The organism is Mycobacterium haemophilum DSM 44634, from assembly GCF_000340435.2.
In the GTDB taxonomy this organism is placed as follows: domain Bacteria; phylum Actinomycetota; class Actinomycetes; order Mycobacteriales; family Mycobacteriaceae; genus Mycobacterium; species Mycobacterium haemophilum.
Map to the genome: position 1 here is coordinate 690,327 of NZ_CP011883.2, position 14,707 is coordinate 705,033.

A 14,707-nucleotide genomic window follows, 5' to 3' on the forward strand; every position below is an offset into this window, starting at 1 on the left:
GTCAGCTACATCCGGCGGGATGATTGCCGATGTACTCAACCACAGCACGTCGGATCAGTTCTGATTCGGTTGAGCCTTCGGCCTTTGCCCGGACTGTGAGCTCGTCGCGGATCGCCTTAGGCAGCCGCACGCTGAGGTTCGGCGTCTTGCCGCGTTTCATCCCGCCAGCTGGCCGCCCCATCTGTAGCGACGCCCCCAGCTCTAACGGGCCGCCTACCGTGTACTCGCCGCTTTCTACTGCGCGGCTCAGCGCCGCGTAGTCTTCTGCGGTTCTCTTTGTCATTGATCAGCAGTCCTTCCGACCCGCGGTCCGATGAACGGGCGTTGCGGAACGAGTTCGTTGCGCAGGTCAATCATGCCGCCCGAGAGGGTGAAAACCTCCTGTGCTGCCACGCGTGTGGCAGGCACTTGATCCGCACCTCAAAAGTGTAAGACACTTATCGCGCGCTTGCAATGAACATGGCTCGATGCCGGTGGTCAACGAGCTCACAGCGTGCCTTGCAGAGCTGGGATGTCGGACTTATTCAAGTAATGCGGCGATGTCGCGGAATTGTGGCGGCGATTGCTGGATAACTGCCGGAAAGAGCATAGTTCCCGACGACCATCGGTCCGCGGGCGTGGCGCCTCGCCTAGTTGTCTTCGTCGTCGTCTCCGGCATGCAGGAGTTTTTCGGGGTGCCAGTACGTGTTGATTCTCGGTTGGCCGTGGTCAAGATGCGGCGGTGGGATCCATTCGGTGTCGCCGTGGGTGTTTTTGCGGGTGGTCCAGCCGCCGGGTTGCAGGAGGCGGTGTTGGGGGCCGCAGCCGAAGGTGAGGTTGTTGATGTCGGTGCTGCGGCAGGTGGCGTAGGGGATGGTGTGATGCACTTCGCAGTAGTAGCCGGGCACCGTGCAGCCCGGCGCGGAGCAGCCACGCTCCTTGGCGTACAAGACGATTCGCTGCCCGGGGGAGGCGAGTCGTTTGGTGTGGTAGAGCGCCAGCGCCTTGCCTTTGTCGAAAATGGCCAGGTAGTGCCGGGCGTGGCGCGCTAGCCGGATGACATCACTCATGGGCAACAGGGTGCCCCCGCCGGTAAGGCCTTTGCCGGCGGCAGCCTCGAGCTCGGCCAGGGTGGTGGACACGATGATGGAGGCCGGTAACCCATTGTGCTGTCCCAGCTTTCCCGACGCCAGCAGGGCACGCAACGCGGCAGTGAGCGCGTCATGGTTGCGTTGGGCGGGGCTGCGGGTGTCTTTGTCGATGGCCTGTTGGCTGGGTGCGCCGTCCACACATGCGGTGTCATCGGCGGGGTTGCACATGCCGGGCGCGGCCAGTTTGGCCAGCACGGCCTCCAGGGTGGCGCGGGCCTCGGGGGTCAGCCAACCGTGCAGCGCTGACATGCCGTCGGCTTGCTGGTTGCCTAAGGTTACGCCGCGCCGCCGGGCGCGGTCGGTGTCGCTGTAGGTGCCGTCGGGGTTGAGGCAGTCGGCGAGCCGATCGGCCAGCCCGGCCAATTGTTCGGGCCGAAACTGGGAGCCCAGTTTCGCAAGATGCGCTTCGGCGTGTTCGTGGGTTGCCGTATCGACCCAGCCGGGCAACCCGTGGCAGAACTTCCGAATCACCGCCACCTGACCGGCGCCCAGCCGTCCGGCGCGTTGCGCTGCGGCGGTCGCTGCCAAGACGGGTGGCAACGGTTCACCGGTCAAGCCCCGACGCGGCCCCAGATCGGCGGCCTCCCGGATACGCTTGGCGGCCTCGGCGCGGCTGATCAGCGTCCACTCGGCAATCGCATGCGAAAGCGTGCCGCCCAACTCTTCGGGGGTGGCTTGACGGGCCAGGGAATTAATCACGCCATGCTCCACCGCGGGCAACCTGCGGCGCACCCGCTCCACCCGCTCCAACAACACCAACCACTCCCGGGCGCACAGCGCATCAAAATCCAGCGCGACCACACCATCAACCGCAGCATCCAACGCATCAAACGCAGCCGTGATCGCCTCCCGATCAACAACCGCACTCGAACCCATGTCCCCGAAACTATCGAAGGGCACCGACATTGATGGTGTTCAACCGCAACGGTTGATGATTAGCTGGCCCGTCCGCTTCCGGTGGTGACCCTGGCACTGACTGACGCCCTGCTGGGTTGTCTTTTTCTTGATCTGTCTCACCGGCGGCGGGCGGGTCGCACCATGAGGCCCGGCAGGGCGGACATGACCTAATCAGGAGCCTGGTAGTTCCCTCATCAATGTCTTGTCTGCCCGCCCTACCGGGTGTCACCGCAACCGCCGGTGATCACACCGGCAGAAGGGAACATCACCATCGTGACAGCATCGCAGTTGGTCGTCATTGGCGCCGACACGCATCTCGATACCGTTCACCTCGCCACGTTGAGCGATACCGGCAAACCCTTGGCAGATGCGGAGTTCCCGACGAACCCGACGGGCTATTGCGAGGCGCTCACGTGGGCGCAGAGCTTCGGGACAGTACTGATCGCCGGGGTGGAAGGCACTTCCAGCTATGGTGCGGGATTGACCCGGGCGCTGCAGGACGCCGGCATCGAGGTCGTCGAAGTTAACCGCCCCGACCGCGCCACCCGGCGCCGGCGCGGCAAGTCCGACCCGCTCGACGCCTATGCCGCGGCCCGTAACGCGTTGTCCGGGGACGGCCTTGCCGCCCCGAAAGACGAACGCACCACGGCGCTGAGCGCTCTGTTGACCGCTCGTCGCGGCGCAGTCAAAGCCCGCACCGCAGCGACCAACCAAATTCAATCTTTATTGATCACCGCACCCGCCGAGCTGCGTGAACGCTACCGCCGTTGCAACACAGCCGGTCTGGTCAAAGCCCTAGCTCGTTGCCGGCTTGTTGCCCATGGTGACCCGACCACCATGGCCGTCCTTAGCGCAGTCAAGACGCTGGCCCTTCGCGCGCAGTTCCTGCATCGCCAAGAGCGTGAACTCACCGACCAGATCGACACCCTGGTACAGAGCATCAACCCCGGGCTGCGCGTCGCCCACGGCATTGGACCCGACACCGCCGCCGCGCTACTAATCACCGCCGGCCTCAACCCATATCGGCTACGCAGCGAAGCCGCCTTTGCCGCGCTATGCGGTGTTGCCCCCGTTCCGGCCTCCTCGGGCAAGACGACCCGCCATCGACTCTCGCGGGGCGGCGATCGCTCAGCAAACAACGCGTTGTACCGCATCGCCTTGGTGCGAATGTCCAATGACCCGCGCACCCGCGACTACGTCGCCCGCCAAACCACCAACAATCGCCGCAAGGCCGAAATCCTGCGCCTCCTCAAACGCGCCATCGCCCGCGAGGTCTTCCGACTACTCACCCGCCCCTGCGTCATCGACGACTACAGCGATCTACGCCCAGCTCGCCAAGCCAAAAACATCACTCTCAGCACCGTGGCCGAGCACTTCGGCGTCTGGCCTAACGACATCTCCCGACTCGAACGCGGACTCCAACGCAACGACACCCTCGCCGCCAATTATCGCCAATGGCTCACCGCCGCTTGACCCATAACACGAATAGGAGCATCAAGAATCGCCACCCAGTGACCACTGATATCGAAGTGACACAAGTGATTTGAGTTCAGTCAAGTCTGCAGCCGCAACCGCAGCCCCGTCGCCCGCACGGCCCGCCGCTCAAGCGCAGCGGCGACTTCGGTTTCGGAGCCGACCACCCGGACCTTGGTCTTGGCCCGGGTCACGGCGGTATAGAACAGCTCCCGGGTAAGTAGCCGCGAATCCTGCGGCGGCACCAGCACCGTGACCGCATCGGCCTGGCTTCCTTGGCTTTTGTGGATGGTCATCGCGTGCATGGTTTCGATATCAGAGAGGCGGCTGGTCGCGAGGCTAACCGGACCGGCAGCGCCGGCGATGACGGCACGCAAACCGTCGGGGCCAGCGACCACGACACCGGTGTCGCCGTTGTAGACGCGCAGCCCGTAATCGTTTGCCGTCACCAGCAGCGGCCGTCCGGCATACCACTGCGACCACGCCGGCTGGTCCGTCTCCTCGGCCAGCCAGTTGTGCACCTGCTGGTTCCAGTGCTGCACACCACAAAGACCCTGCCGGTGCGCGCACAGCAGCCGGTGTTCGTCCAGCGTCGCCAACGCCACGTCGGTGGCTCCCAATCGCGCCGCCTCCCGCAGCCGCAACGCATGGGGCAGCACGATCGCGCGCAACCGCGCCGTCGGGTCGCTGTCTTCGATGAACTCGACATGTTCATCTCCGGAGCGAAGCAGCGCCAGCACCTCGTCGGTGTCGCCGAGGCGGACGGCCTCGGCCAAGGCGCCGATCGCCGCGCCGAACCGGTGCGAGGTTCGCAACGTCGCCACCCGCACGTCGCTGCGCGCCGACAAGCCGTCGACCAGATCTGCCAGCACCGCGCCGGCTTCCACCGATGCCAGCTGGTCGGCGTCGCCGACCAGGATCAGCCGGGCGTCGGGCCGCACCGCTTCAAGCAACCGGGCCATCATCGTCAGCGACACCATCGATGTCTCGTCGACAACGATCACGTCGTGGGGCAGCCGGTTGCCCCGATGGTGCCGAAACCGTGTCGATGTGTCTGGTCGGCTACCCAACAGCCGGTGCAGCGTTACTGCGTGCAAGTCGGAAAGGCGTTCACGGTCACCGGCGTCGAGCTCTCCGACCTCGACTGCCACCGCTTGGGTCAACCGCGCTGCCGCCTTGCCGGTAGGTGCGGCCAAGGCGATCCGCAGACCGGGAGTTCCGGAAACGCCCGCCTGTTCCGCGAGCAGCGCGAGCAGCCGCGCGACCGTGGTGGTCTTGCCGGTGCCCGGACCGCCGGTCAGCACGGTAACGGCCTGTGACAACGCGATCTCTGCGGCCGCCCGCTGTTCGGCGAACTGCGGTGGGAAAAGGCGTTCATAGCCGGATATTTCGACTCGCGCCGTCGGGACAGACAGCGCGAGCAGGTCGGCGCACACCTGCTCTTCCTCCCGCCAGTATCGGTCGAGGTAGAGCAACCGGTCGTCATACAGTCGCAACACCGGTGGCTCGCCCAGTAACGGACTCGCCCGTAATGCCGCCAGCCACGTCGTGGGGTCTGGCCACGGTAGGTCGGGGATACCGGAATCGGTGGCCACCGTGTGCAGGTCCACGCACACCGATCCGCCGCGTAATGCCCGGGCCGCCAACGCCACCGCCAACGCCACTGCCCCATTGCTATTACCGTGCTCACCAGCGAGCACGGTAAGCCGTTGCGCTACATGCACATCAGCAGATTCCAGCAGACCGGCTTCGTTGAATATCCGCAGCAAGCCGCTGGCGCCAAGGGCTATCCGCCAGTCCAGCGGGTCCTCGATGTCTGTGTTGCTGATGCTGCTCATGCCGATGGTCGACCCTGGTCTAGTAAGTCCGACAACGCCACCACCAGCGCTGGCGGTGGTAGCCAACTGAACACCCCGCAGGGATGGCCGTCCACTTGTGGGGTCGCGGCCCCGCACATGCCGCGCACAAAGAGGTACAGCACCCCACCCAGGTGCTGCGACGGCTGGTATCCCGGCTGCCGCCATCGCAAAAATCGATGCAACACAACGGTATACAGCAAGGCCTGCAAGGGGTAATCCGAATGCAGCATCGTCTCGGTCAGCCGTGGGAAGCTGTAGTCGGCGGCGGCAGCGCCCAGCATGTTGGTTTTGTAGTCCACCACGAAATAACGCTGCCGAGGCAACCGCAGCACCACGTCGATCGAGCCGGCCAGATAACCGCGCAACGGCTGGCCGCCGAGACCGTCCCGCAGCAGCCGGTCGCTGTACCTGGCCAACGGATCATCGGTGGCAAGGTGCTCACGGACCAGCTCACCCACCTGCGACAGGTGAACAGCCGGCACCGAAGCCCGGACGTCGCCACCGGTCAAGGGTATTTCGAAGTCTAACTCCCGCAACCGATCCCGCAGCCCGATCTGGCGCAACGTCAGCCCGTCAGTCAGCGGGCCCAGGGGCGTGTCGTACATCGGCAGCAATGCAGAAGCCAGCGTGGCCGGCTCGGCGTCCACCGGCCACCACCCTGAATGCGTCCGCACCTGAGATTCCAACTCTGCTGCGAGGTCAACAGCGAAGGGATCGGTGTTCTCTAACACGGCATGCACCAGCGAACCGAACGTCGCACCAGCCGGCAGGTGTGACATCGGGGAGGACACGCCGTCGGCTGCACCTGACGCGACGGCCACCGCGGCGTCGTCGATTTCGTCGTCGCGTGCGGTCATCTCCGGCTCGCTGGTTACGCCCGAGTCGTGCGCGCCGCGGATCAGTGCTGAATACGAGGTGCGCCGCCAGGTGGTGTCGATTGATCGGTGAAAGTGGCGCACCGCCAGGTGCGTCGGCGGCTCGGGCCGGCGAACAGCGGCAGCGGTGACCACCGACGATTCTTCGACCACTGGGCCACCGGCGGCCTGCCACGCCCGAAAGCACGCCAACGCCTCCTCATCAGAGATCGTCTTGGGCGCACAGCTATCCGGCACTTCGGCCTGGCCGAGACGCCGCCCGCGTAATAATCGGGATAGCCCGCCGTTCGGTTCGTCCTTTGCGGGCGCCCACCACGCCACCACCTGTGACTGTGCTCGCGTCAGGGCTACGTAGGTCAGTCGGATGTCGTTGCGGGCCGCCTCGGCCCGGCTGAACGCCTCAATGCTGCGGCGGTCCGCGCTTCCCGGGCCGCCGACATGCAGGCACCGAACGCCGGTGCCGTCGTGGTAGAGCGGGATATCGTCGATGAAGACGTGCCGGTTGAACGCGAACGGCAGATAGACGATCGGGAACTGTAATCCCTTGGCACCCCACACCGTCAGAATCTGCACCGCGGCCGCGTCACTATCGATCCGTCGGCTGCGTTCGGGTGCGCCGGCGCGCTCGTCGCATTGTCGGCGCAGCCAGTCGCGCAGTGCCGGCAAAGCCAACCGCTCGCGATGCGCTACCGCATGCAGGAGTTCAGCGATGTGCGCCAGGTCGGTCATGGTGCGCTCACCGCCTTGCTCGGCCAGTACTCGTCGACCCATGCCCGCCAGTTGCGCGGCCGCAAAGACCGCTGCCGGTCCGCGCTCGCGCAGCTGGTCGGTCCAATCCCGCAGTGTGGCGGCCACCTCGTCGGCCAGCGCGTCGCCGCCGGCGGCCAGGTCATTGGCGGTCTTGCCGAAGAACACCGTGGCCGCCGCGGCCCGCACCAGCCCGGCACGGTGCGTCTGGTCGAACGCGTCCAGCAGAAGTAGCCAGTCCTTGGCCGCGTCGGCGGCGAACACGTCGCCGTCGCTGGTATAGACGGCGGGAATTCCGGCTCGTAGCAACGCCGCTTGGCACGGTCGGGCGTCCTTGCTTGATTCGACGATCACCGCGATGTCGCTGGCCTGTATTCGGTGTCCGTCGAAGGTCGCGTCACTGCCCAGCAGGGCCCCGACGTCGGCGGCAAGGTCGGACGAAATATGTTGGCGCAAAGCATCGATCGCGATGGTTCTGGTCTGGTCGTAGCCGAACATGGCGCGGCTGACGACCCGAAGCCGAAACGGCGCGTTGCGTGGTGCGTTGTGCAGCCGATGCCCGCCGACGTGAGCTTCGACGTCGCGCACCACGATGTCGGCATCGCCAAGCGCGGCCCCGCGCAACACGGTGTGCAGGCTGTCGACAAGGGCCTTGTCGCTGCGCCAGTTCACCCCCAACGTCCGCCGCACACCGGCTGTGCGCGCAGCCAACAAATACGTGTAGATATCGCCGCCACGAAAGCCGTAGATCGCCTGCTTGGGGTCACCAATCAGCACCAGCCGAGCGTGCCCGTTGAACGCGCGATCGATGACCTGCCACTGAATCGGATCGGTGTCCTGGAACTCGTCGACCATCACGATCGCCCAGCGGCGGCGCATCCGGTCGCGGGCAGCGGAATCCGCGGAGTCCGGCGGACCGTCCAACGCATTGGCGAGGCGGCTGAGCAGGTCGTTGTAGCTGAAGATGCCGAGCCGGCGTTTACGCAGTTCGAGTTGCTCGAGCACGTCGGTGGCGAACCGCAGCCGCACCGCGGCAACGGATTGTGGCTCCGGGTGCTGCGGTCGCAGCTCGGCGCATGGGTCTGCGACCACCGCGCGGGCCAGCGCCAGCGCCTCGCGGTGGCGCAACGCCACCTCGTCGCGTTGCGATCCGAAGTGTGCCAGATACAGGTCGCCGACGATTTGGGTAACCAGATCGTCGAGACTTTCCACCAGGGTAGCGCCGGTGTCGGTATCCCCGGCCACCCCAAGCGATTTGAGCACCAGCTGGCAGAACTGATGTGTGGTGCAGATGGTGGCGGCATCGAAGTCCGTGAGCGCGTCCCGCAGCCGTTGGCGCCGCGCCGCACAGTCGGCGGCCGTGCCGCTCGTCAAATGAGAAACCAGGTCATTGGGCGTGACCGATGCTGAACCATCCAGTGCAGCAATAGCGTTCACGATCTGGCTGCGGACCCGCTCACGTAGCTCGCGGCTGGCGGCCTTGCTGAAGGTGATCAGCAGCATCTGGTCGAGTGTGGCCACTCCCTCGGCGACAAAACGGGTTACCAGACCGGCCAGTGCGAACGTCTTGCCGGTGCCGGCACTGGCTTCGAGCACCGTCGTGGACCCCACGGCGGGCAACGGGCCGAGCAGATCGAACCGCTCCATCAGCCCACCTCCCGCGGCGACCGCTCGGCGCGCAACAGCGGCAGCCACAGCCGAGCCGACAGCGCGCCCAGCCGGGTGCCCTCACCGGCGGCTTCCTCGCCTGGACGCGGTGTCCCCAGCAGGACGTCAAGTGGAGCCCTGGTGCCCCAAACTCTTTCATGCGCGGGCTCAGCGTCTTCGCCGCGATAGTTGTGCTGCGAGTTCCACCGCCAACCCGCGACCTTGACCGGGTCTCTGCCGCAATTGCGGGCGTCGGCCCACGCGTAGGACGTCCGCAGCGGCAGTGGCAACGGCTCGCGGCGGCCGGCGTCGTACAGCCGCACCAGATCCCGCAGCGTTTCGCGGGGATCGGTTGGCGGGCCGAGCAGCCGCTGCTCGATCTGCTGGTTCTTCTGGGCTCGTCCAATGCACAGGGCGGTCCACTCGCGATGCGGTTTGTCGGCCTGTAACGCCAGCAACGGGATCCACGCCTCGAGCAGATGCTTGCCGCCGAGCCTGGAGTAGGTAACCGATACCGTGCGGGTGCCGAACACCGGCGTCACCGTGCCGGTGAGCCGCCGCTGGCCGTCGAGCTCAACGTTGATGTCGTAAGCAGCGGCCACACCCCGGCGATGCCGCAGCGCCTCGGCGGCCAGCCCCGCCGCCTGGGTACGGATTTCCTTGGCCTTGCGCCAGCCCAGCTGTCCGGGCGGCAAGGCTCCGCGCCGCCATTCGGCTTGGGTGGCCGCGTCGGCATCCATGCCGCGCACCATGTCTCGCAACATGCGATCGCCAGCTGCCCACTCTTCCAGGCTGTCGATCTCGACCGGCATTTCGTCTTGGACCTCGTCGACGTCCCACGGCAGCGTGTAGTCGAGCGCGCGAAAGAATCCCTTGACCGGATCACGGAAGAAGGCGAGCAGGTCGGCAAGGGCAACGTCGTCGGGCGCCGGCTCGGGGAGAGGGTCGGTGTAAAAGCCCGGTCGCAGGTGCCGGTCCCCGGCAGCTGCCCTGGCCGCCACCAGTACGGTTGGATCGAAGGTGAACGGCTGGTCGGGCACCAGCTCACCGGGCGTGACATTGCGAATATCGAACGGCTGTAACGGATGTTCGATCAGGACGCGATCGCGCACCGACGCCGGCGTGGTCTGGTCCAACGCGTCGAGCAGCTCGGCCAATGGCACCGACGGCGGTCGCGGATGTCCGGTGTGTTCGTCGGCGCCGGTATAGGTGATAATCAACGTTTGCCTGGCCGCGCATATCGCGTCCAGCAGCAATTGCCGGTCCTCCGAACGGATGTCGCGCTCACCCGTCATTGGCCGACGGGCCAGCACGTCGTCGCCGTCGGGCAGCGCCAGCCGGGGGAACACGCCGTCGTCGAGCCCGACCAAGCAGACCACGCGGTGCGGGACCGAGCGCATCGGCACCATGGTGCACGCGGTCAAGGTGCCGGTCCGGAAGTTGGCCCGGGTCGGGCGCCCGGCCAGCTGCTCGGCCAGCAATGCGCGGACGTCCGACAGTCGCAGCGCGGTGGTGCGGCGAAAGTCTGCGTGTGCCAGTATGGTTGCGAATTCGCGGCGCAGCTGTTCGGGTTGCCAGGCGTCGGCAGCACCCACCCGCGTCAATTGCGCGACACCGTCGGTCAACGCTTCGATCCACTCGGACAGCGGTCGGATGCCATCGAGCGAGTCGACCACGGACTGCAGCCGGTGGATGTACTCGGCCAGCCGCCCCGCCAGCTCCACCCGGTTGCTGCCGACATCATCGAGCGGCAGCGCGGTGGACAGCCACGCTTGCGAGTCGTCCGACATCGCGACCCCGGTCAAGATGCGGTCGAGCCCGAAACGCCAGGTGTTTCCCACGATGTGATCGAGCCCATACTGCTTGCGGTGCGCTGTGTCGAAGCTCCACCGGATACCCGAGTCGCGCACCCACGTGGTGATGGTGTCGAGATCATCGTCGGTGAACCCGAAGCGGGCCCGCACCGGCGTCGCCGCAGCAAGATTCAACACTTGCGTGGCGGTGGTGCGACTATCGGCGATACCGAGCAACTGGCCAGCCACGCCCAGCAGCGGGTTGGTCTGGGTGAGGGCGCGGTCGGCCAGCCGGACCCGCAGCCGATGCGCCGGGTGACTGTGGCCGGGTAGTTCGCCCAGGCCGAAGTCGGCCACAATCAGCGGGGCGCAGGTCTCGATGTCGGGACACATCACCACGATGTCGCGGGGTTCCAGGGTGGGATCATCAGCCAACAGTCCGAGCAGGACCTCACGCAACACATCGATCTGGCGGGCCGTTCCGTGACAGGCGTGCACCTGAACAGATCGGTCACCCTCGGCCAGCACGCGGTTCTGGGGTCGCACCGCGTTGGCGGTGATGTCGGATTGCAGCCAGCCCAGCAAGGTGTTGGGCTTCTCGGCGCCACTCATCAAACCCAGTGGCGATCGCAAGCGCGGCGGAGCCGGGCGCAGCGGGTCGCCACTCATCAAACCCAGAGCCGTCCCGAGGTATTCGTCGGTGGCGGGGCGAGCGGGCAGCAGGCTCTGCAGCTCACGCAGGTCGCGGCCCAATGTCTGCAGCAGCGGATGCTTGGCGGCACGCCGGCTGGTGTCTTCGGTGCGTGGCACCGAGCGGTGGCGCCTACCGGCGAGCGCCCGCCACAGCTCATCGCTGGGATGCGGCAACCACAGGTGCAGGTCATGGTGGGTGGCCACGGCGTCGAGCAGCTCGATGTCGGTGACCGCCAGTCGAGTGTGGCCGAACAGCGACAGTCGAGCGGGCAGGTCGGTCGGCGACGCACGCAGCCGGGTAACGGCGTTGCGGTGCCGGACGTGCGGCGGATCGACGGCGACGTTCGCGACCAGCAACCGCCACAGCTGCGGCTGCCAAGCCAGGTCGGCGTCGAGGCCGCCCTCCTCGCCGTCCAGCCAGTCGACCAGCAGGCACGGCCGTTGTCTGGCGTAGCCAGCGAACAGCCCAGCGATCCGGCGCGCCACCGCATATCGGCGCCCCTTGCGAAGTTCGGCCTCGTCATCGGTGTCGAAGTGGCCCAAGTGTTTTGCCAGTGTGCCGCACCAGGGCTCGTCGAGATTCGCATCGATTACCTCCAGTAGCGGCCAAGTCATGGCCTCCGGGGACCACGGGTCGTGGGCGGCTGTCCCGGTGATCCCTAGAATCTCCGAGATCAGTGAGGTCGGACTGCGGAATGTCACGCCCGCGCACACCCCGTCGCCGCCACCGGGCCGGCATCCGAGCACATGCGAAAGCCGCTGACTGAGCCAGCGTTCCACGCCGCGCGCCGATACCAGCACCAACTCCTCAGCGAACGGGTCGGGCAGCGGGTCGGCCAGCAGTGCGCAGAGGCCGTCCGCAAGCAGATCGGTCTGCCCGGCGCGGTGCAGATGAAGGGCCATCGAGCGTCACCCTAAACCTCGACGCGTTTGGTCACCGCCACCAAACCCGGGTGAGTGCGGTGGCACCCAGTGCATGCTGGGGCCATGAAGAGAAATGAGATCACCGAACAGATCGTGGTTGCCCGGCTGGCAAAAGGTCTGAAGTGGCAGCAGCTCGCCGACGCAATCGGCAGGCCGGTGGTGTGGACGACATCGGCATTACTAGGCGAGCACCCGATTCCCGCCGAGCTCGGTACCGTCCTGGTTGGGATGCTGGGTCTCGACGAATCAGTGGTGCCGGTGCTGGCCGCGTCACCCATGCGCGGCGGGTTGCCCACCGCTGTCCCTACCGACCCCACCATCTACCGCTTGTACGAAGCAATCCAGGTATACGGCGGCGCTATCAAAGAACTGATCAACGAGCAGTTCGGCGACGGCATCATGAGCGCCATCAACTTCAGCCTCGACCTGAAAAAGAAGTCGCATCCGTCAGGCGATCGCGTCGTCCTGACGTTTGACGGTAAATTCCTTCCCTACCAATGGGCTTCGGCGCAACACTAGAAGGCGGCTGTGGAATTACAGTCCGAACTCGGCTGCCATCTTGTCGATTCCGGCGCGGATGGCTGTAAGCGTGTCGGCGCGGGTGCGCAACTTGGTTGCCAGGTGAGCCTGCTGGTTGAGGCCGGCGAACTCCTGCGCGGCTTCTTCGGCGCGACTGCGCACCATCTCGGGCAGCACGATCTCGTCGACGAAGCCCGCCGCAAGCGCAGTTTCACCGAAGAATGTCTTGGCTAGCCCGGCGGCTTGCTGGTACGCCGACGGTGTTAGCCGCAGCTTCATGATCGCCAAGGCCGCGTAGGGGATGGTCATGCCGATCGCAACTTCGTTGGCCTGAATGTTGTAGGCGTGGGCCGCCACCCGGTGGTCGCCCGCGGACAGCAGGAACGCCCCCATAGCGATGGCGTGGCCGGTGCAGGCCATCACTACCGGCTTGGGATAGGACAACAGCCGGTACGCCAGCTCGAAGCCGCCGCTGAGCATGTCGATCGCGGGCTGGGCCTGCCCGGACGTCAGGACCTTCAGGTCGAAGCCGCCACTGAAAACTCGGTCATTCCCGGTGATCACCAGTGCACCGACGTTGTCTTTGTCGGCTTGGTCGATCGCCTCGTTGAGGGCCTGCTGCATCGTCGGTCCTAGCGCGTTGACTTTGCCGTCGTCCATCTTGATGACCGCGATGGAATCTTTGTGGCTATAGCTAACAGGGCCGCTCATGGGTGCTCCTTCGATACGGACAGCCCGACGATTGAACCAGATTGACCTGACGCATGGTTGCTCAGCCGCCCATCAACGTTCGCCACTGATCAAGATCCGCGGCGCGATACACGTAATTGGAGCGCTTGACCAGCGATAGCGTGGCACTGGGATCAGTTGAATACCAGTGCCCCGGGAACACTGTCGGGTCACCCGGAAGCTGCGCGAGCTGCTGCAGGCTGCGGTACATCTCGTCGGAATCGCCACCCGGAAAGTCGGTGCGGCCACAGCCTTCCAGGAACAACGTGTCACCGGCGACCAGCCGGCCATCGAGCAGAAAACATTGGCTGCCCGGCGTATGACCCGGTGTGTGCAGCAGCTCAATTTCGATATCGCCAACGCTGACCTTGTCGCGGTGCTCATGGGAGGTCAGATCACCGAGGGAAATCCCAGTGACACGCGAAACCCAAAGCGCCTCATGGGTATTCACGTGCACCGGCACAGTTGCTCGGTCCAACAGCTCGGTCAATCCCTTCAGCTGAAAGCCCATCATCGCCCCGCCCACATGGTCGGGGTGATGATGCGTCACCAGCACTCCAGACAGCCGCATCCCGTCCGCTTCGAGGGTGTCCACCAGATCACCGGCGGCGTACGCCGGGTCGACTACGACGCAGTCCCCGGTCCGGCGGTCGCCGATCAGGTAGGCGAAATTGCGCATCTGCGTCGCGACCACATCGCCGACGGCGAAATCGCGTCCGGAGAGCAGTTGCCGAAAGTACAGCCGGTCCGAGTCTGACACGTCACCAGACTAGGTCCTCGGCGGGCCGCGGGCTGAGCGCACTGGGTATTGTTGGCCCATGCTGAAGAAGGTCGAGATCGAGGTTGACGACGACCTAGTCCAAGAGGTCATCCGTCGGTACGGGCTATATGGCAGGCGAGAGGCCGTCCATCTGGCGCTGAAGGCCCTCCTTGGCGAGGGCGGTGCCGGGGACCACGCAGAGCAGGACCAGGAATACGACGAGTTCAGTGACCCCGATGCGTGGCGTCCTCGCCGAAGCAGCGACACCGGGTGATCCCGGGTAGCCACCGGCCGTTCATCCTTTTAACGCTTCACCGACTTTCTCAGCTGCCCCCAGTTGCGCCCCGTGGTTTGGTGACGTTGTGCGCCAGGCTGTACCCTCTTTTAGGCCCGCGGCACGACTGGTCGCTTCGGGTGGAATGGCCCCCTTAGCTCAGTCGGTAGAGCGTTTCCATGGTAAGGAAAAGGTCAACGGTTCGATTCCGTTAGGGGGCTCGGCGGACGCCGAGCAGGCAGGCGGCCCCGAACCCGGGGACGGGGTGGCCCAGAGGCGATGTAGCTCAGTCGGTTAGAGCGAACGACTCATAATCGTTAGGTCGCCGGTTCGAGTCCGGCCATCGCTACAACACAAAAACGAGATGTTTGACATCAGATTTGAGAG

Annotated in this window: 10 protein-coding genes and 2 tRNA genes; 5 read left to right on the top strand and 7 right to left on the bottom strand. The window is 65.6% G+C overall.

Going from position 1 to position 14,707, the window contains the following annotated elements:
* Position 1 precedes the first annotated feature (1 nt).
* Entirely contained in the window at positions 2-283 is a 282-nt protein-coding gene (locus tag B586_RS19810) for a ribbon-helix-helix domain-containing protein (protein WP_082607492.1), read from the bottom strand.
* A 346-nt stretch (positions 284-629) separates the two neighbouring features.
* Positions 630-2,006, bottom strand: coding sequence for an HNH endonuclease signature motif containing protein (locus tag B586_RS03275; protein WP_054881093.1), 1,377 nt, complete (start codon positions 2,004-2,006; stop codon positions 630-632).
* A 294-nt stretch (positions 2,007-2,300) separates the two neighbouring features.
* Here B586_RS03275 and B586_RS03280 point away from each other — a divergent pair, with 294 nt between their 5' ends.
* Positions 2,301-3,500 carry an IS110 family RNA-guided transposase gene (locus B586_RS03280; protein ID WP_054880758.1) on the top strand — a complete coding sequence of 400 codons (1,200 nt, stop codon included), beginning with the start codon at positions 2,301-2,303 and terminating at the stop codon, positions 3,498-3,500.
* 80 nt (positions 3,501-3,580) lie between these two features.
* On the opposite strand, the gene recD is transcribed toward B586_RS03280, so the two are convergent.
* The 3 genes from recD to recC are packed head-to-tail and all read right to left on the bottom strand — an operon-like array spanning position 3,581 to position 12,017.
* Positions 3,581-5,338: an exodeoxyribonuclease V subunit alpha gene (gene recD / locus B586_RS03285; protein ID WP_054880692.1), complete on the bottom strand. Its 1,758-nt coding sequence runs from the start codon at positions 5,336-5,338 to the stop codon at positions 3,581-3,583.
* Positions 5,335-8,628, bottom strand: a complete 3,294-nt coding sequence (recB, locus tag B586_RS21550; protein WP_054881092.1) for an exodeoxyribonuclease V subunit beta — start codon at positions 8,626-8,628, stop codon at positions 5,335-5,337. The genes recD and recB overlap by 4 nt, the downstream gene beginning before the upstream one ends.
* Complete coding sequence (gene recC, locus B586_RS03295) at positions 8,628-12,017, bottom strand: exodeoxyribonuclease V subunit gamma (RefSeq protein ID WP_054880691.1); 3,390 nt, start codon at positions 12,015-12,017, stop codon at positions 8,628-8,630. Before recC ends, recB begins: the two co-directional genes overlap by 1 nt.
* An 84-nt stretch (positions 12,018-12,101) precedes the next feature.
* Here recC and cynS point away from each other — a divergent pair, with 84 nt between their 5' ends.
* Positions 12,102-12,557 (top strand): cyanase, encoded by a 456-nt coding sequence (gene cynS, locus B586_RS03300; RefSeq protein WP_054880690.1) that lies wholly within the window; start codon positions 12,102-12,104, stop codon positions 12,555-12,557.
* A 15-nt stretch (positions 12,558-12,572) separates the two neighbouring features.
* Here cynS and B586_RS03305 read toward each other — a convergent pair whose 3' ends face one another.
* Entirely contained in the window at positions 12,573-13,268 is a 696-nt protein-coding gene (locus B586_RS03305; RefSeq protein ID WP_047313572.1) for a crotonase/enoyl-CoA hydratase family protein, read from the bottom strand.
* Positions 13,269-13,329: 61 nt separating this feature from the next.
* Positions 13,330-14,046 carry an MBL fold metallo-hydrolase gene (locus tag B586_RS03310; protein WP_054880689.1) on the bottom strand — a complete coding sequence of 239 codons (717 nt, stop codon included), beginning with the start codon at positions 14,044-14,046 and terminating at the stop codon, positions 13,330-13,332.
* Between the two features lie 58 nt (positions 14,047-14,104).
* Between B586_RS03310 and B586_RS03315 the strand changes: the two genes are divergently transcribed.
* The 3 genes from B586_RS03315 (at position 14,105) to B586_RS03325 (ending at position 14,669) form a co-directional block, all read left to right on the top strand.
* Positions 14,105-14,320, top strand: coding sequence for a type II toxin-antitoxin system VapB family antitoxin (locus tag B586_RS03315; RefSeq protein WP_054880688.1), 216 nt, complete (start codon positions 14,105-14,107; stop codon positions 14,318-14,320).
* A gap of 148 nt (positions 14,321-14,468) precedes the next feature.
* A tRNA-Thr gene (locus B586_RS03320) sits at positions 14,469-14,541 on the top strand.
* A 54-nt stretch (positions 14,542-14,595) separates the two neighbouring features.
* Positions 14,596-14,669, top strand: a tRNA-Met gene (locus B586_RS03325).
* Positions 14,670-14,707: the final 38 nt, after the last annotated feature.